20 protein-coding genes are annotated in these 17,116 nt (G+C 58.1%); 8 read left to right on the forward strand and 12 right to left on the reverse strand.

Going from position 1 to position 17,116, the window contains the following annotated elements:
* Positions 1–60: 60 nt before the first annotated feature.
* The 4 genes from SLH49_RS10285 to cobS all read right to left on the reverse strand — a co-directional run bounded on the left by SLH49_RS10285 (position 61) and on the right by cobS (position 2,463).
* Positions 61–426 (reverse strand): hypothetical protein, encoded by a 366-nt coding sequence (locus tag SLH49_RS10285; RefSeq protein WP_320269068.1) that lies wholly within the window; start codon positions 424–426, stop codon positions 61–63.
* Positions 427–523: 97 nt separating this feature from the next.
* Positions 524–919, reverse strand: a complete 396-nt coding sequence (locus SLH49_RS10290; protein WP_320269069.1) for a hypothetical protein — start codon at positions 917–919, stop codon at positions 524–526.
* A gap of 65 nt (positions 920–984) precedes the next feature.
* Positions 985–1,224 carry a hypothetical protein gene (locus SLH49_RS10295; RefSeq protein WP_320269070.1) on the reverse strand — a complete coding sequence of 80 codons (240 nt, stop codon included), beginning with the start codon at positions 1,222–1,224 and terminating at the stop codon, positions 985–987.
* A 252-nt stretch (positions 1,225–1,476) separates the two neighbouring features.
* On the reverse strand, positions 1,477–2,463 hold the full coding sequence (cobS, locus tag SLH49_RS10300; protein ID WP_320237871.1) for a cobaltochelatase subunit CobS: 987 nt from the start codon (positions 2,461–2,463) through the stop codon (positions 1,477–1,479).
* A 619-nt stretch (positions 2,464–3,082) separates the two neighbouring features.
* Between cobS and SLH49_RS10305 the strand changes: the two genes are divergently transcribed.
* Positions 3,083–3,622 carry a hypothetical protein gene (locus tag SLH49_RS10305; protein WP_320269071.1) on the forward strand — a complete coding sequence of 180 codons (540 nt, stop codon included), beginning with the start codon at positions 3,083–3,085 and terminating at the stop codon, positions 3,620–3,622.
* Positions 3,623–3,708: 86 nt separating this feature from the next.
* Here SLH49_RS10305 and SLH49_RS10310 read toward each other — a convergent pair whose 3' ends face one another.
* Complete coding sequence (locus SLH49_RS10310; RefSeq protein WP_320269072.1) at positions 3,709–4,344, reverse strand: J domain-containing protein; 636 nt, start codon at positions 4,342–4,344, stop codon at positions 3,709–3,711.
* Positions 4,345–4,422: 78 nt separating this feature from the next.
* Between SLH49_RS10310 and SLH49_RS10315 the strand changes: the two genes are divergently transcribed.
* On the forward strand, positions 4,423–4,674 hold the full coding sequence (locus tag SLH49_RS10315) for a BolA family protein (RefSeq protein WP_320269073.1): 252 nt from the start codon (positions 4,423–4,425) through the stop codon (positions 4,672–4,674).
* On the opposite strand, the gene SLH49_RS10320 is transcribed toward SLH49_RS10315, so the two are convergent.
* Both SLH49_RS10320 and gatB read right to left on the reverse strand, forming a co-directional pair.
* Entirely contained in the window at positions 4,675–5,064 is a 390-nt protein-coding gene (locus SLH49_RS10320) for a DUF4177 domain-containing protein (RefSeq protein ID WP_320269074.1), read from the reverse strand.
* 90 nt (positions 5,065–5,154) lie between these two features.
* Positions 5,155–6,666 carry an Asp-tRNA(Asn)/Glu-tRNA(Gln) amidotransferase subunit GatB gene (gene gatB / locus SLH49_RS10325; RefSeq protein ID WP_320269075.1) on the reverse strand — a complete coding sequence of 504 codons (1,512 nt, stop codon included), beginning with the start codon at positions 6,664–6,666 and terminating at the stop codon, positions 5,155–5,157.
* Positions 6,667–6,705: 39 nt separating this feature from the next.
* Here gatB and SLH49_RS10330 point away from each other — a divergent pair, with 39 nt between their 5' ends.
* A complete protein-coding gene (locus tag SLH49_RS10330; protein ID WP_320269076.1) occupies positions 6,706–7,557 on the forward strand; it encodes a transglycosylase SLT domain-containing protein in 852 nt (283 codons plus the stop codon).
* Here the strand turns inward: SLH49_RS10330 and SLH49_RS10335 are convergent.
* Positions 7,505–8,374, reverse strand: a complete 870-nt coding sequence (locus SLH49_RS10335; protein WP_320269077.1) for a lysophospholipid acyltransferase family protein — start codon at positions 8,372–8,374, stop codon at positions 7,505–7,507. The two genes, SLH49_RS10330 and SLH49_RS10335, sit on opposite strands and share 53 nt — an antisense overlap.
* A gap of 199 nt (positions 8,375–8,573) precedes the next feature.
* Between SLH49_RS10335 and SLH49_RS10340 the strand changes: the two genes are divergently transcribed.
* From SLH49_RS10340 to SLH49_RS10350, 3 genes are all read left to right on the forward strand, one after another.
* The gene (locus SLH49_RS10340; RefSeq protein ID WP_413785293.1) at positions 8,574–8,711 is read left to right on the forward strand and encodes a DUF2256 domain-containing protein; all 138 of its coding nucleotides are present in this window, start codon (positions 8,574–8,576) and stop codon (positions 8,709–8,711) included.
* A 101-nt stretch (positions 8,712–8,812) separates the two neighbouring features.
* Entirely contained in the window at positions 8,813–10,960 is a 2,148-nt protein-coding gene (locus SLH49_RS10345) for a malate synthase G (protein WP_320269078.1), read from the forward strand.
* A gap of 15 nt (positions 10,961–10,975) precedes the next feature.
* A complete protein-coding gene (locus SLH49_RS10350) occupies positions 10,976–11,404 on the forward strand; it encodes a GlcG/HbpS family heme-binding protein (protein WP_320269079.1) in 429 nt (142 codons plus the stop codon).
* On the opposite strand, the gene SLH49_RS10355 is transcribed toward SLH49_RS10350, so the two are convergent.
* Positions 11,401–12,069, reverse strand: a complete 669-nt coding sequence (locus SLH49_RS10355; protein WP_320269080.1) for a cytochrome P450 — start codon at positions 12,067–12,069, stop codon at positions 11,401–11,403. The genes SLH49_RS10350 and SLH49_RS10355 overlap by 4 nt on opposite strands.
* Before the next feature lie 36 nt (positions 12,070–12,105).
* Positions 12,106–12,558: a hypothetical protein gene (locus SLH49_RS10360; protein ID WP_320269081.1), complete on the reverse strand. Its 453-nt coding sequence runs from the start codon at positions 12,556–12,558 to the stop codon at positions 12,106–12,108.
* A 159-nt stretch (positions 12,559–12,717) separates the two neighbouring features.
* Between SLH49_RS10360 and SLH49_RS10365 the strand changes: the two genes are divergently transcribed.
* Complete coding sequence (locus SLH49_RS10365; protein WP_320269787.1) at positions 12,718–13,485, forward strand: gamma-glutamyl-gamma-aminobutyrate hydrolase family protein; 768 nt, start codon at positions 12,718–12,720, stop codon at positions 13,483–13,485.
* Between the two features lie 5 nt (positions 13,486–13,490).
* On the opposite strand, the gene SLH49_RS10370 is transcribed toward SLH49_RS10365, so the two are convergent.
* Positions 13,491–14,069, reverse strand: coding sequence for a YdeI/OmpD-associated family protein (locus SLH49_RS10370; protein ID WP_320269082.1), 579 nt, complete (start codon positions 14,067–14,069; stop codon positions 13,491–13,493).
* Between the two features lie 81 nt (positions 14,070–14,150).
* Here SLH49_RS10370 and SLH49_RS10375 point away from each other — a divergent pair, with 81 nt between their 5' ends.
* Positions 14,151–14,837 carry a D-lyxose/D-mannose family sugar isomerase gene (locus SLH49_RS10375; RefSeq protein WP_320269083.1) on the forward strand — a complete coding sequence of 229 codons (687 nt, stop codon included), beginning with the start codon at positions 14,151–14,153 and terminating at the stop codon, positions 14,835–14,837.
* 43 nt (positions 14,838–14,880) lie between these two features.
* On the opposite strand, the gene SLH49_RS10380 is transcribed toward SLH49_RS10375, so the two are convergent.
* The gene (locus SLH49_RS10380; protein ID WP_320269084.1) at positions 14,881–17,115 is read right to left on the reverse strand and encodes a xanthine dehydrogenase family protein molybdopterin-binding subunit; all 2,235 of its coding nucleotides are present in this window, start codon (positions 17,113–17,115) and stop codon (positions 14,881–14,883) included.
* Between the last annotated feature and the right edge of the window lies 1 nt (position 17,116).

The raw sequence follows: 17,116 nt of genomic DNA on the forward strand, positions 1-17,116 counted from the left end.
CGGTCCTTTGCTGCCCCACAGATTAGAACCGAGGGGCGCCAAAGGCCAGAGGCCGCGCGGCTACTCTTCCGCGAATTCAGGGGCGACGAAGGTGATGTTCGCTTCGGGCGCGATATCGAACGGATCGACGACCAATTCGTGAAAGTTGTTGAGTGCTGCCACACCCGGCAGCGTGTTTCCGGCCTCGTCAACAAAGGCGATCCGGGGCCGGTAGGTCTTGCCGCCCAGGGTGATCTCGCCCTCATCAAAAAGATATCCAAGCTCGGTCAGGATCCCCTCAACATTCGCCTTGGCCGCATCTTCAGGCATGTTCTCTGCAAAAAGGGGCAACAAGGCCTGGCCAATCAGCGCTGCGACCGATTCGGCGAGGTCTTCATGTGTGACTTCGTAATCCGCAGGCAGCTCGGTCCCAATTGTCATTTTCATCGGCAGCTCCGTTCCTTTTTGGTTTTGACGGTAACCTACAAACAAAACAGACGAGATTATGGCAAATGTCAAAATCAGCGGGCAACCGCATCAAGCGCTAGTACAGGATCAGCGCCGTGCATTCCCTGGCCAGTTGGGCCGCCATGCGCGCAGCCCAGGCTGCGTCTGCAGCGTCATCGTTGAACGTGGCCCTTGTGAGGAGTGCAGACTGCGCCTGTTTGGCACTGATGCGCCAATTCAGAACCGAGCGGCCTTCGCCCGGCTGCATGATAGCGTTCACCAGATCAATCATCGCGGCGCGATCAATCTCTGTCTGCTCAGACAGAGGGCCATCAAACATCCACTGGTATTCCATCTGTGCCGACAACCGCCCTGCGCAGGTAGCAAACTCAATCAACTGCGCGTTGTCGGAAACCGTTGCATCAGCGCTGTTACCGATCAGGAGCGCGGCGCAGAGTGCACGGAAGAACCCGATAGTTTTCATACTGCTCATTAATAAAGCATGCAGCCTAAAAAATCGCTAATCAATAAGGCAGTCTGAAAACAGTGTGTTCAGTGCTAAAGCGTTAGCAGGGCCGTGCAGGCTGTCTCAAACTGTCTTGCCTGCTGCATGGCCCATCTGGCATCGGACGTATCGCCCGAGGATGTCGCGCGGCTCAGCAGGTTCGACTGCGCCTGCTTTGCTGCATTTCGCCAACCCAGAACATCACGTGATTTTTCGGCAGGAACAATAGCCGCAACAATGTCGGTTGCCGCATCCCGCCTTCTGGCCGTTTCCGCAGAGACGGTTCCGGACATGTTCCATTCATATTCGACGATCGCTGTAAGGCGCCCGACGCAGGCGGCAAAGGTCCGAAGCTGTGCTTCGGGATCATGTCCTTGGGCCTGCGCCGGTGCTGTAATGCACGCCGACAATAAATAGACTGATAACACACATACTCGATACATAACGCCTTTTGTATGCGTATGTATTCCGTCCATTTTATGGCCGGATCGGGCCTATTCCGGAACATTTTTACGTTGCGTCAACCTTGTTTGTGACGCCTCGGATCACCCCAAAGTCAGGCTCGCCGCGCTTTCCGGCAGTTCCTCGTCAAAGCAGCGCTGATAGAATTCTGCGACGGTTTGGCGCTCAAGTTCATCACATTTGTTGAGGAAAGACAGGCGGAATGCGTAGCCCACATCGTTGAAAATTCGCGTATTCTCGGCCCACGCCAGCACGGTCCTGGGTGACATCACAGTGCTCAGATCACCATTCATGAAGGCCGTTCGCGTCAGGTCGGCAACGGTCACCATCTGGCTGATCGTCTTGCGCCCGCGCTCCGTATTGAAATGTGGCGACTTCGACAGGATGATGGCGGCTTCTGCGTCATGGCTGAGATAATTGAGCGTCGCCACCAGTGACCACCGGTCCATCTGGGCTTGGTTGATCTGCTGGGTGCCGTGATAAAGGCCCGTCGTGTCGCCGAGGCCGACGGTGTTCGCCGTCGCAAACAGCCGGAAATACGGGTTCGGCGTGATGATCTCGTTCTGATCCATCAGGGTCAGCTTGCCATCTGCCTCCAGCACACGCTGGATCACAAACATCACATCCGCACGGCCCGCATCATATTCGTCAAATACAATGGCCACAGGATTGCGCAGGGCCCAGGGCAGGATGCCTTCGTGAAACTCGGTCACCTGAACGCCGTCGCGCAGCTTGATCGCGTCTTTACCGATCAGGTCGATCCGGCTGATATGGCTGTCGAGGTTTACACGCACAGCAGGCCAGTTCAGACGCGCGGCAACCTGTTCGATATGGGTCGACTTGCCGGTCCCGTGATAGCCCTGGATCATCACCCGACGGTTGTATCCAAAGCCAGCAAGAATGGCCAAGGTCGTGTCGGGGTCGAACTTGTAGGTGCTGTCAATTTCAGGAACCCGGTCCGAGCGCTCGGCAAACCCTTTGATCTTCATGTCGCTGTCGATACCGAACACTTCGCGGACCGAAAGCTCTTCCGTCGGTTTCGCCTGCATCTCGGTGGTTCCGTCGGCCATGATCTTTGCCTTTGCTCTCATATCGTATTGTCGTCTGTGGGCATGCATCATAACGCTGGACGCTGCAAGGGGAAGGGCGGCGCATGGGCTGGAATTGTGAATGCCTGCTGATCATTTGGGCGCTTGAGCGCTAAGCCCAAGAGGGTGTGGTTTCCCGCTCGTCCTTTGCTTTACCAGCATTGCCCTACTGCAGGATGTGCGACGAAGTGTTGGGTGAGGAAGGTTAAGCGGTCCGGCGTTCATGTTGAGGCATGCACGTCCTGCTCTCAACCAAGGGGCCTTCAGGGGTCCCGTGTTGGCGTTGATACATCGCGAAGGGCAGCGGCATGGGTGAATCGCAATGGGGCAGGAAAACGCGTTTGAGCGACGCTTTGTCCTATTGTTGAAAATTCATTAACAATGTGTGCGCCAATCGCCCATTGGTTGTATGAGAAAATTGTCAATATAATCTGAGCCTTAGATCACCATAGGCGGTTTCTTGCCGTTTTTATATTGTGAGACTAGGCGAATTATGGCACAAATTTGACAGAATTTAAACGAAGACTTGTGAGTTTTCGCACTGAAGTGTCGCGAAAATACTGCGACATAAGCGTTATTAACTGTTGGTATGGGGGGCGCAATGTCGGCGCACATTATTGAGAAACTAGCATTGAGCCGTGGCGAGAAATCAACCGTCTTGGCATATGGGGCCGTCATCGCGATGACGGCCGGAATAACGATCCTGATCATGTCAGGCGTGAATGGCGAAGGCCTGATCTGGGCAGACAAGTCTTGGTTCAGCCAATGGGTCATCTTCGCGGGTGCGCTCAGCGGTGGTATCAGCCTCGCCCTGGCCCGCGGGTGGATGGGGCTGGAAGGCATGCTTGGCCTGGCACGCGCCGTGATCGGCGGTATGGCGATTGCAATCATGGCGGCTATGATTGCCGGTATCCTGATCGACCCACTGCTGGGCGTTGTCTATGGACCGGTGCTTTTGGTGACCGAGTTCCTCGCACGGCCATGGTTGGCCATCGCCTGGTTCGTTGGGTCAATGGCCGTGCATGGCTTGCTGCTCGAAGCCCGGCGGGAGCGTGAGTTGCTTGCACCGCCACGCGCCAAACAGCGCGCAGTCGCGCAACTCAGCCGTCTGTCACAGGAAAATCTGTACCGCCGCAGCTAATTCATCAGGGCGTTTTACAACCCAGTCCAACAAAATGGCGTAGCCGCGAGGCTGCGCCATTTTCGTTTGCCGCAGCGGCTTTGAATCTAATCTTTTTCCCGGAAGTTCCGGCTGATCTTGATCTGGTCCCAGGCCCAGACGACTTCAGAAAGCTGCTCTTCCTGACTGCGATCGCCGCCATTCATATCCGGGTGCAGCACCTTGATGAGCGCCTTATACGCTTTGCGGATCTCCGGTTTGGACCAATTGTCCTTTGCCTCAAGGATCTCAATTGCGCGCCGCTCCGTTGGGGGCAGCTTCCGGCCTGATGCCGCACCGCGCCCCGGATTCTGCGTCGCATTCGCACCAAGTACCTGATGCGGGTCATCCACGCCCAACCGGGCCCAGGCGCGTTCTTCGACGGTCCGTTTGAACGGCTTGGTCGGGCGTTCCCAGACGCGGTCCTGATCCATCTGCGCGGCCAGCTCGGCCTCGGACGTGCTGTCGAAGAAGTTCCACTTCAGATTGTATTCGCGGACATGCTCCTGACAGAACCAGTAGTAGTCATCCAGCGTGTCAGGCGACTTTGGGGCGCGATAAAGGCCCGGTTTGTTGCACCCTTCATAATCGCAGATCCGCTTCGATGTCTCAGACGCGCCTGACATGCCGCGCCGGCCGCGCGGGTTCTTTTTCTTGGAACTCGACACCGACATGTCGAAACCAAAGGGATCATCTTTCTTCATGACGCGACTCATCTTTCCGTTCAGGCCGATAGACTTTAAACCCTCGGGCGAGAGATTGAAGAGGGTAGGGCCAAAATAATGACACTCGCGGCAGAAATTCGCACTGCGTTGGAGGCGCTTTCACCGGAGGCGCTGGAGGTCATCAATGAAAGCGCGCAGCATGCCGGACATGCGGGTGATGACGGCTCCGGCGAGAGCCATTGGCGCATCAAGATCGCGGCGGCAAGCCTGAATGATTTGACGCGGATTGCGCGCCATCGCGCTATCCACGACGCGCTTGGCCCGACAATCATTGGGCGCATCCACGCCTTGGCGATTGAAATCAAGTAGCTATTCGGCGGCGACTTCAGATGCAGGTGGCTTTGCCGTTTTGATCGGCGTTGGAACCGCCTCTTCCTCGGTATCCTCAGCCTGTGCCGGAACAGGTTTCGGCTTCGCGACCGGCGGCTCCGCTTTTAGAACGGGTTTAGGGGCCGGAGCCGCCGTCACTTCTTTGACACGGCGAAAGACGAGCATGTTCTGATAGACGGTCGTCTTGCCCATCAAGCCCTCACGCTGTTCGCTTGGCAAGGTATCGGCCCGCAGATATTCCCACCCATCAGCGGCGAGCGTGTTCATCTCGGTCGCGAGCGCATGGGCAAAGCGGTCTTCTGCCGTCTTGACCCCTTTCGCTTTCAAACCGCGCGTCGGTGCTGGCACGACTTTGTATTCATATGACATGACGTCACCCCTTTTCCACCACGCTTCCCTAGCAAATTGTCAGCGCGAATCCAAGGATACGCGCATCACAAGGCAAATACTGGCCGCAGCCTAAAGCCCCAGTTTGGCCGAGACGATCTGGTTCACCGCCGCCGGATTGGCCTTGCCGCCGGTGGCCTTCATCACCTGACCCACGAACCAGCCCACGAGTTTGGGGTTCTCTTTGGCCTTCTCGACCTGTGCAGGGTTTGCGGCGATGATCTCGTCCACCGCTGCTTCAATCGCGCCAGTATCGGTGACCTGCTTCATGCCTTCGGTTTCGACAATCTCGGCCGGGTTGCGGCCAGAGGTGTAGCAGATCTCAAACACCTCTTTGGCGATTTTGCCCGAGATGTCGCCCGCTTTGATGAGCCTGATCAACTCACCCAATTGCGCGGCCGAGACAGGGCTTTCGTCGATCGTATGGTCTTCTTTCTTCAAGCGGCCAAAAAGCTCGTTGATGACCCAGTTCGCGGCGAGCTTGCCATCGCGCCCTTCAGCGACTTTCTCGAAATAGGCAGCGTTCTCGGCCTCTGCAGTCAAGACGGAGGCGTCGTAGTCCGACAGGCCGAAATCCCCGATAAACCGTGCTTTCTTCTGGTCAGGCAGTTCCGGCAGGGACGCTTTGATATCGTCGACCCACGCCCGCTCAATCTCCAATGGCAAGAGGTCAGGGTCAGGGAAATAGCGGTAATCATGCGCCTCCTCCTTGGACCGCATCGACCGCGTTTCGTTCTTGTCCGGGTCGTAAAGCCGGGTTTCCTGCACAACCTCTTGCCCATCCTCGATGAGTGCGATTTGGCGGCGTGCCTCGTAATCAATCGCCATCTGGATGAACCGCATGGAGTTCATATTCTTGATCTCGCAACGCGTGCCGAGATGGCTGAAATCCTGCGTCTCTTGATATTTCTCGTAATCTCCGGGTTTGCAGATTGACACGTTCACATCCGCGCGCAGGTTCCCGTTCTGCATGTTGCCGTCGCAGGTGCCAAGATAACGTAGGATCTGGCGGAGTTTCTGCACATAGGCCGCCGCCTCTTCAGGCCCGCGGATATCGGGGCGGCTGACAATCTCCATCAACGCGACGCCAGTCCGATTGAGATCCACAAAGGACATATGCGGGTCCATGTCGTGGATGGATTTGCCTGCGTCCTGCTCAAGGTGAATACGCTCAATCCTCACCTTGCGCGCAGTGCCGTTGCCCATCTCAACCAGTACTTCCCCTTCGCCAACGATTGGGTGGTACAGCTGCGAAATCTGGTAGCCCTGCGGCAGGTCAGGATAGAAGTAGTTCTTGCGGTCAAACGCCGAGGTCAGATTGATCTGCGCGTTCAGGCCCAGCCCGGTTTTGACGGCGAGCGCCACGCAGCCTTCATTGATGACGGGCAGCATCCCCGGCATGCCCGCATCCACAAAAGCCACGTTGCTGTTGGGTTCCGTACCAAATTCGGTCGATGCGCCCGAGAACAGCTTGGCGTTGGATGAGACCTGCGCGTGCACCTCAAGGCCGATGACGAGCTCCCAATCATTCTGGGCGCCAGCAATCACTTTGGGGGCGGGGGCGTCATAGGTCAGGTCGAGCATGTGCACATCCTTTGGCAAGCGTTGCGCCGGGTTTAGAAGATGCGCCTGCAGGCTTCAAGAGAACTCCGGCTTTGGCTGAAACTTGCCGTGCCCCATGCCATCTGCTTGAGCCATCCGCGCGGTACTGGCACCGTCCAAAAGATGCGACTGCTGCTTGTTCTCTTTGTCTGCATGATCGGCCTTGGCCCTGCAATGGCCGAGACCTTTGCCGTACGGCCAGAGGCGCGGCCCCCACATATGCTCCGCTATCCGATTGCGGTTGAGACCGACGCGCCAGTCATGCGACCGATTGCCCGCACCTCATATCTGCCACGCGCCCGCTGGGATTTTCAGGACGGCGGGCATTTGTGGACCCGCGCGGCCATGTCGGCGATTGCCACCCATGCCGAAGTGCTGACCACAATCGTTCCACGGGATATCGAGACTTGGTGCCCGGCTTATGCAGCGGCCCCGCCCGGCCAACGGCGCGCATTTTGGGTGGGCATGATGTCGGCCCTTTCAAAACATGAAAGCACCTACAACCCGCGTGCGGTGGGCGGGGGTGATCTCTGGTATGGCCTTCTGCAGATTTATCCCGACACGGCCCGCCGTTATGGATGCCGGGCGCAAAGTGGCACCGAGCTGACCAATGCGGCTGACAATCTGAGTTGTGCAGCACGCATCATGGCTGTCACCGTCGAAAGGGATCAGGCTGTTGCTATCCACGATGGCCGTTGGCGCGGCGTTGCGGCGGATTGGGGGCCAATGACGAACAGCGCGAAAATCATAGAGATGGCGGCCTGGACGCGCGCGCAGAGTTATTGTGCACCACTCAGCTTGCCGCGTCCGTCGGTTCGGCCTAGTCCGCTTGCGGACGCTTCACCCAGGATCGGGACGTGGCCACAAGATTAACGGTCGGAGCGTCCTTCCCGCCAAGCGACAAGGTGGCCTTGCGCAGCATCGCGATCCCTTCTTCCGAGTTCTTAGGCATCGATGCAGCCGAAATCGGTTCGCCAACCGTCACGCGGAAAGGCTGCTTTTCCTTGTTCAGCGTCTCGTGAAACAGGGTGATGTCCCGCAATGTCGGGTGAATGATGTCGAAGAGGTAAAACAGGGCTGAGTTGCGCGCCTGAATATTCACCGGGATCACTGGCAGATCGAACTTGCGCGCCAGCATCGCGGCGGAGGCCATCCATGGACGCTCATAAAGGCGCAATCCGCGCCTCTTGGCCAACCGGCCTGACGGAAAGATCACGCCAAGGCGCCCGGCATCGGTGGCTTCGCGCACATAACCCATTGTCTCGCGCGTCTTGGCATGGCTGCGCAGTTCTTTGCGCCATTCAACAGGTGCGATCATGCTTTCCATTTGCGGGAAGACACGCAAGATATCGCGGTTCGCAAAGAAATAGGCATCGGGCCGCGTTTGCACGATCAGGTGATGCAGGATGATCCCATCGGCGATTCCAGTAGGATGATTGGCCACGATCAAGGCAGGGCCATGCGCCGGAATATGGCCCAGACCACGGGCCGAGACGACTTTGGCCAGCCGTTTGGCCATATTGCCCATGATGTCGGGGGAGCTCGCATCCTTCAGCGTTTTCGCAATTGCGACCGTCGTGTCGTATCCCAGCACCTTGTGCAGTGCGCGTCTTGCGATACGCGTTCCGGGTCGATCACTGTAAAGCCACGGGGCGCGTTCAGCGATCAGCGGGTCGATGCGGTGTTCCATGGGGCCTTCAATGCGCAGTGAAATGTAAAGGTTCCACGACAGATTTGTAATCATCACACGACGGCAGAGGCGCGCTGCTCTCTGGCAACAAGATCGGCAAGGATCGGCCAACTGGCTTATTATCATTGCCTTTGGCGCTAAGGATTGCGGACATTTTGAAAAATCCCATGGTCACCATAGTTTTCTGATTATGCCCAAGATGCGCCGGAAAGCCAATCTCCCCCAGAAAACCTGCGCCACATGTGGGCGACCTTTCGCTTGGCGCAAGAAATGGGAAAAGGTCTGGGACGAGGTCCGCTACTGTTCGGAACGGTGCCGAAAGGATCGGTCAAAATAATCCACATCCGCTTTGTTGCCTATCGGAAACAACTGCACTAGCTCTAGCTGCGATCACGGCGCGGTGTGCCGCTGTATGCCGCGCAATTCGAAGGGGAATTCATGACTGACCGCGTCACGAAACACGGGCTGCAAGTTGCCGCCGAACTGGCTGATTTCATTGATAACAAGGCGTTACCCGAGACGGGTTTAGAGACTGATACCTTCTGGCAAGGTTTCGCAGCACTTGTGGCCGAGATGACACCGCGCAACCAGGCGATGCTGCAGCGGCGCGAGGATCTGCAGGCGGTGATTGACGACTGGCATGTCAAAAATCGCGGCAAATCACATGATCGCACGGCGTATGAGGCCTTCCTGCGCGAAATCGATTATCTTGTCGAAGAGAGCGATGATTTTGAGGTTGAGACCACTAATGTCGATCCTGAAATCGCGACAATCCCCGGCCCGCAGCTGGTTGTTCCCATCACGAATGCCCGCTTTGCGCTGAACGCGGCGAATGCTCGCTGGGGCAGCCTTTACGATGCATTCTACGGCACCGATGCGATGGGTGTGCAGCCACCCAAGGGCGCCTATGATCGGGGCCATGGCGCGCGGGTTGTCGCTCGGTCGCGTGTGTTCCTTGATGAGGCGTTTCCCATCGAAGGAACCAGCCACGCCGATGTCTCACGCTACTACGTACATGACGGCGCGCTCATGATCGATGATCAGCCGCTGCGCCAGCCCGAGAAGTTTGTTGGTTATCGCGGTAACCCGAAAGCGCCTGATGCAGTTCTGTTGAAAAACAATGGTTTGCATGTCGAACTTATCTTTGATCGCGCGCATCCGATTGGCAGCCGCGACCAGGCCTTGCTCGCCGATGTGCGGCTTGAAAGTGCGGTCACAGCCATCATGGATTGTGAAGATAGCGTCGCCTGCGTGGATGCCGAGGACAAGGTGCTCGCCTACAGCAACTGGCTGGGGCTGATGAAGGGTGACCTGACATCGGAATTTGAGAAGGGCGGCAAAACGATGACACGCCGCCTGGCGGATGATCTGAGCTACACGGCGCCCGATGGCAATCCGTTCACGCTGAAAGGCCGTGCACTCTTGTGGGTGCGTAATGTGGGGCACTTGATGACCAACCCCGCAATTCTCGATGCAGATGGCAACGAGATTTTCGAGGGGCTAATGGACGCGATGTTCACGGTCCTGATCGCGATGCATGACCTGAAACATGAGGGCGGCAATTCGGCCCATGGGTCCGTCTATGTGGTCAAGCCCAAGATGCACGGGCCGGAAGAGGTCACGCTGACCGACGACATCTTCGCCAAGGTCGAAGATGTGCTGGGCCTGCCGCGCCACACGGTCAAGATCGGCATCATGGATGAGGAGCGGCGCACCAGCGTGAACCTCAAGGAATGCATCCGCGCGGCCAAGCATCGCGTGGCCTTTATCAATACCGGCTTCCTCGACCGGACGGGCGACGAAATCCACACGTCGATGGAGGCGGGGCCGTTCAGCCGTAAGGACTTTATCAAGCGCAAACAATGGATTGGCGCCTATGAAGACCAGAATGTCGATATCGGTCTGGAATGCGGCTTTTCCGGCAAGGCGCAGATTGGCAAGGGCATGTGGGCCATGCCCGACATGATGGCGGCGATGCTGGAGCAAAAGATCGGGCATCCGCAATCGGGCGCGAACTGTGCCTGGGTTCCCAGCCCGACAGCGGCGACATTGCACGCGCTGCACTATCACAAGATCGATGTGATGGCGGTTCAGGACAAGCTGCGGAAGGGCGGGCGGCGCGCCTATGTGTCGTCCATTCTGGATATCCCGCTGGCGCAATACCAGCGCTGGACGGACGCCCAGAAGACGCGCGAGATCGAAAACAATGCCCAGGGCATCCTTGGCTATGTCGTGCGCTGGATCGATCAGGGCGTCGGCTGCTCCAAAGTGCCCGACATCAATGATGTGGGCCTGATGGAAGATCGGGCGACCTGCCGCATCTCTAGCCAGGCGCTGGCCAATTGGCTGCATCATGGCGTCGTCTCTGAGACCGACGTGATGGAGGCGTTGCGCAAGATGGCCGTTGTGGTGGACGGGCAGAATGCGGACGATCCGTCCTACCTGCCAATGGCACCCAACTTTGACGGCATCGCGTTTCAAGCTGCTTGTGACCTTGTGTTCAAGGGCCGTATCCAGCCATCGGGCTACACGGAGCCAATTCTGCATCAGCGCCGGTTGGAACTGAAAGCGCAGCGCAATCACTAAGACGGGGACATCAAAATGGCAGAAATATCAGCAAGTAAGGCGCGGAGCATCATCCGCAAAGCCATGGCCAAAGGCGATGAGATGGGGTTCAAGCCGCTCTCGGTTGTCATTCTCGATGCGGGCGGCCATGTGAAGGCGTTTGAACGCGCTGATGGCGCTTCACCAGGTCGGTTCGGGATCGCGCATGGCAAGGCCTATGGTGCCGTGATGCTGGGTATGGCCGGTACGGCGCAAATGGCCCGTGCAGAACAGCAAGCCTATTTCATGGCGGCAGTAAACGGCGTCTATGGCGGGCAGGTCGTGCCGGTACCGGGTGGCGTTCTGGTGCGTGACAAGCGGGGCAATTTGATAGGTGCGGTTGGTGTGACAGGGGACACATCCGACAATGACGTCATCGCCGCCATGGCGGGCATTGAGGCCGCCGGTCTGACCGGCGAGGCCTAAGAGAGGCGCAACCGCAAATCCTTCAGGCCCCGCATGCCAGCGCGTTGCAGGTAGCGGGGCTTCTCATTCGGAGCGGCAAGGCGCAGATCGGGAAAGCGGTTGAAAAGCCGGGAGATCGCCACCTGCGCCTCGGCCCGGGCAAGTTGCATGCCCAGACAGACATGCGGCCCGTGGCCAAACCCCAGATGGGCGTTCGGGCGGCGATTGGGAATGAAGCTTTCCGGTTCCGCAAATCGTGCCTGATCGTGGTTCGCGGCAATCAGCAGCGCCGCGATCTGGTCACCTTTCTTGAGAGAAACCCCCTCAAAAACAGTATCTTCCCGGACGAAGTGGGGCTTGGTCATCATCACTGGCGACCAGAACCGCATGAATTCCTCGACCAGCAGCGGGACTTCGTCAGGTCGGTCACGCAACGCATCGCGTGCCCCGTCAAGCGTTAGCAACCCGTAGATGCCCATCGTGATCAGATGCACCGTCGTCTCGTGCCCCGCGATAAAGAGCGTCACGACCATCGCGAGCAATTCATCATCGCTCAGACGGTCGCCCTCGGCTTCTGCGTTGACCAGATCGGTGATCATGCCGGGCCGGGGATCTCGCCGCACACGCGCAAAATCGGCGCAGAAATAGCGGACGGTCTTGCGTAACCCCGGCAGGCCACGGAGCATGCTCCACGCATTTGTCGGCCCCGAAAGTGGGCTGATCTAGTTGGCCACCATGGCTCGATCCTCTGGCGGGATGCCCAAGAGATCGCACATCGCCTTGAGCGGCAGTGGGCGGGTATAGGCCTGTACGATATCAACAGGTTGCTTCGCGTCGATCCTGTCCAAAAGATCATCGGCGATTGCAGTCAGCCGCGGACGCATGTCGTCAATGGATGTCTTGTTGAAGGCAGGCTCAACAAGGCCGCGCAACCGCGCATGGGCGGGCCCGTCCGCCCCAAGCATGTTTTGAAAAAGGACTTTCAGAAAGGATGGAAAATACCAATATCGTTGCGCCAGCGTCTTGCCCGTTCCTTGCAGTGAGTCCCGACCGAAAAGCGCCGGTGATTTTAGCAACTGGCGTGCAGCAATATCGGTCGTTGTCATCCAGATATCGCCGATAATTGGCATTTTGATCTGCACAAGTGGCCCCTCGGCCTGCATTGCCGCCAGCATTGGAGCGGCATTTGCAAGAAATTCAGCGCTGCTTAAATCATAGGCCATAAGGTTGAATTGGGCAGCATCTGTGCATGTGTCAACAGAGCGTTGCGCGCGTCACGGCTTTCATCGCCGCCCGCGAGACGTTAACAAGGTGCAAATGTGAAAGGGACATCCATGCGCCGTCCGGTGATCGGCATTATCGGCAATAGCTATCTGATCAATGACCAGTACCCCGCCCATGCGGCGGGTGAGATGAATGCACAGGCGGTCGCGGAGGTCAGCAATGCGCTGCCGCTGATCGTGCCATCAGATCCGGACATGGTCTGTCTCGACGCGCTGATGGCGACTTGTGATGGTTTCCTCTTCACCGGGGGGCGCCCGAATGTGCATCCCGAAGAGTATGGTGAAGAACCAACGGAGGCGCACGGCGCTTTTGACCGCGCACGTGACCGCGTTGCGTTGCCGCTGATCCGGGCTTGTGTCGCGCAGGGTCAGCCCATCTTTGGCATTTGTCGTGGTTTTCAAGAGGTGAATGTGGCCATGGGTGGCTCGCTCCACCCCGAGATTCGCGATTTGCCGGGCCGGGACAATCACCGGATGCCGCCTGACGGCACGCTGGAAGAGAAATTCGCGCTGCGCCACAAAGTGACCTTTTCAGAAGGTGGCGTGTTCCATCGTCTGATGGGGGCGCCTGAAGTGATGACCAACACGCTGCACGGGCAAGGTATCAAAGTGCCGGGTGCGCGGATCGTGATTGATGGCCATGCACCGGACGGCACGCCAGAGGCGATCTATATCAAGGACGCGCCGGGCTTCACACTGTCTGTTCAATGGCATCCAGAATGGAACGCGGCCGATGATCAGGTCTCTCGCCCGCTTTTTGAGGCGTTTGGAGAGGCTTGCAGCGCCTGGGCTGCGGGTGCTTTGCGCAAGGCGGGCTAGCCCACTCAAGTTTGGGGCACTTTCTGGTTTTGTGCAGCCAGGGTGGCCGTTTCCGCGATGCGTTTGGCGCGGGTTGCGGGAGATCTGGCCAGCTTGATCCGCCGGAGCATGTTGCGGCGGCTGGATGGCGAAAACGCCTCCCAATGCGCTTTGGCAGGCGGGACTGCGTTTAATGCAGCAGCCAGATCTTTGGGGACGATCAGTGCGTCTACATCGTTCATGAAATCCCAAAGACCGTTCGCTTTCGATGCGGCAACCGCAGCGCGGCCCGATGTGTGCATCAGTCCCTCGCCTTCAAGCCGTGCCACCCGATCCTTGTAGCTTTGCGCCCAATGCTGGGTCTTTCGCGGACTGATCAATTGCATGGTCCGGTCATCATCGAGAACCCGCCTGATCCCATCGATCCAACCGAAACATAAGAGTTGATCAAGGACTGCAAACCGGTCCAGATATTTGTCACCCATGTGCTTCTTGTAGGTTACGAGCCAGAAGCTATCGGTCCGTGCGTAATGTGCCATAAGCCAATCCCGCAATTCCTCGGTCGAGGTCACGGTGACTTTTTCGAAATTTTCGGTTTTCGTCATGAGGATTGAGCTAGGCTGAATAGCCGCTTGGCAAGATCGCCGTAGTGTTTCATGCTGCCGTAAACGATTACGGAGAGGACGATGAAACGGTCCCGAATTAATGAGATCATGGCAGAGGCGGATGCGACGATCCGGTCTTACGGCTTTGCGCTGCCACCTTGGGCTTACTGGACAGCTGCCGAATTCAAGGCGCGCGCCCATGACGCCCGCGCGGTGATTGAGGCGCGATGCGGCTGGGACATCACCGATTATGGTGCCGGTCGTTATGACGAGATGGGTTTGTTCCTATTCACGTTGCGTAACGGGCGTCTCGCCGATCTGCAGCGTGGAGGGGGGATGTGTTATGCCGAGAAGTTGTTGATATCTAAGCAGGATCAGCTTTCCCCGATGCATACTCATGTGATCAAGGCCGAGGACATCATCAACCGCGGCGGGGCGACGCTGGTGGTGGAGCTTTATGGCTCTGACCCGGAGGGCCGTTTCGATGAAACGGCTGGTGGTGTTGTCATGTGCGACGGCATCCGGCGGGAATTCGAGCCCGGCGAGAAACTCCGCTTCGCGCCTGGTGAAAGCGTCACGCTCATGCCCGGCGATTGGCATGCCTTCTGGGGGGAGGGCGGTGATGTGCTGATTGGTGAGGTCTCAACAGTGAATGACGATGAGACCGACAACATCTTTCGCGAACCGATTGGACGGTTTGCGGATGTTGATGAAGATGCGACGCCGACGCATCTTCTTGTCAGTGATTACAAGACCTGGTTGACGTGACCGGCGCAATTTCGTTCGAATAAATTTGCGCCCGATTGTAGTCCTAAAGAATGAGATCAAAGGTCTTGATCAGCGGCAATTCCCGCGCACGTGTGCCGGTCAGATCAAAGAGCGCATTCCCCAAAGCTGAAGCCGCGGGGGGCGTGCCTGGTTCACCCACGCCCCCCATATGCGGGTTGGTCTCCAAGATGCGCACTTCGAATTGCGGGGTGTTATGCATGCGCAACGCGTCATAATCGTAGAAATTATACTGTTCGGCCTCGCCATCGCTGAACGTGATCTCTTCCTGCATCGCGGCTGAGAACCCGTAGATCGCGCCAGAGATCATCTGCGCCTCGATGATGCTTGGGTCAAGTGCTGTGCCCACATCGCAGGCGATCCAGCATTTGTTGATGCGGATCCCATTGCCCGTATCTTCGACCTCCACGACCTCGGCGACCGGTGTGCCAAAGGAATAGGTGAAGCCGATGCCGCGTCCGATATTCGCGGGTGTCTCTCCGGTCCAGCCCGACATCACACCGACCGCAGCGATCACACCGGCTGAGGGTGAATGCTCGGCCTGCGCCATTTCCAGCCGGAATTGCAGCGGGTCGGTGCCTGCCGCATGCGCCATCTCGTCAATGAAGGTGTCAAAGAAGAAACCGTTATGCGAGTTGCCTACGGACCGCCACGATCCGATGGGCAGATCAATGGGCGTCAGATGTCCTGTCACGCGGTAATTCGGGATTGAATACGGCTGGTCCGCTGCACCTTCCACATGTGCGCGGTCAGGGCCGGGGGGCGGGCTGCCGATCACGCGGATGCCAGTATTGTGCATCACCGATGGCGCGGCGATTTTCCCGTCGACAAGCTGCGGTTTGCCGTCTTTCACAACCCCTCGGAACTGTGCCACGCCATAGGGTCGATAGAAGTCATGACGCATATCCTCTTCACGGCTCCACGTCATGCGGATTGGAGTGCCGGGCATGGCTTGCGCAACTTTTGCGGCATGGACAGAGAAATCAAACTCCGCCCGCCGTCCAAAGCCACCGCCAAGCATTGTCGTGTTGACGGTCACCTGTTCTGGCTCGAGCCCCACAGCCGCCGCGCATTTGTCACGCGTGATGACAGGCGCTTGGTTGCCCGACCAGACTTCAAGCCCCGCTTCCGTGTAAAGCGCCGTTGCATTCATCGGCTCCATCGTCGCATGGGCGAGCCATGGCACGTGATACTCTGCCGTGATTTCAGTGCCTTCGACGGCGGAGGTCACGTCACCATCATCACGTGTGGTGCTGTTGGGCGCATCGTCGAGCGAGGCCATGATCGCTGCGCGCAGGCTGTCGCTGTCTGCGGGGTAGCTGGATGGCTCCCATTCGATCTCAACCGCTTCGGCTGCCTGAAAGGCAAGCCATGTGTTGGACGCAATCACACCGATCCCGTCGCCAAGATCCACAATCGCCTCAACACCGGGCATATCACGCGCGGCACTGTCATCGTAAGAGACCATGCCGGCCCGCTTGGGGTTCATGCGGACCGTTGCGAATTTCAGACCGTCAAGCTTCGTGTCAGCGCCATATTGCGCGGTGCCCGTCGACTTCGCGACGACATCCGTGCGCGGCATGGATTTGCCAAGATATTTCCACTCGGATTTCGCGCGTAAGGCAACGTCGGGTGGGTCGATATCGCGCACCGCCTCCGCAAGCGCGGTATAGGCAAGCTCGGTTCCGTCAGGTGCGATGACCTTGCTGTTTTCCGTGCGCAAGGTGCTGGCATCGACGCCCAGCTGATTGGCGGCGGCCAGTTTCAGCGCTTCGCGGGCCGAGGCCCCTGCATAGCGCATCTTTTCATAAGCGTCCTTGGTCGAGGTGGAGCCACCGGTGACCTGCAGGTTCAGAAGTTTGCCAACCATGCCAACGCTTTGGCGCAGGTTATGCTGGAAATCGCTGTCGGCGTAGTGGTGGAAGGGTAGGGCGAGGCCGAGCAGGGCCTGATTATAATAGGCCTGCGCCGGAGGGCCGTGCAGCACGGTAATGTCGTCCCAGGCGACATCCAGTTCCTCAGTCACTAGAGCGGCCAGTGTGGTCTGCACCCCTTGCCCCATTTCTGCGCGTGGCGCGATGATCGTGATGCCGTCCTGATTGATCAGGATGTAGGGGTTGAGCGTCGCCTCGCCCTCACCCGCCACCAGCGGGTTGGGCGCGTCTCTGCGGACTTGATAGACGCCAAAAGCAACCCCGCCCGCGATGGCGGCGGTCCCGATCAGGAAGGTGCGGCGGGCGATTTTACCGATGCTGGCCATG

The organism is Cognatiyoonia sp. IB215446, assembly GCF_033963825.1.
GTDB lineage: Bacteria > Pseudomonadota > Alphaproteobacteria > Rhodobacterales > Rhodobacteraceae > Yoonia.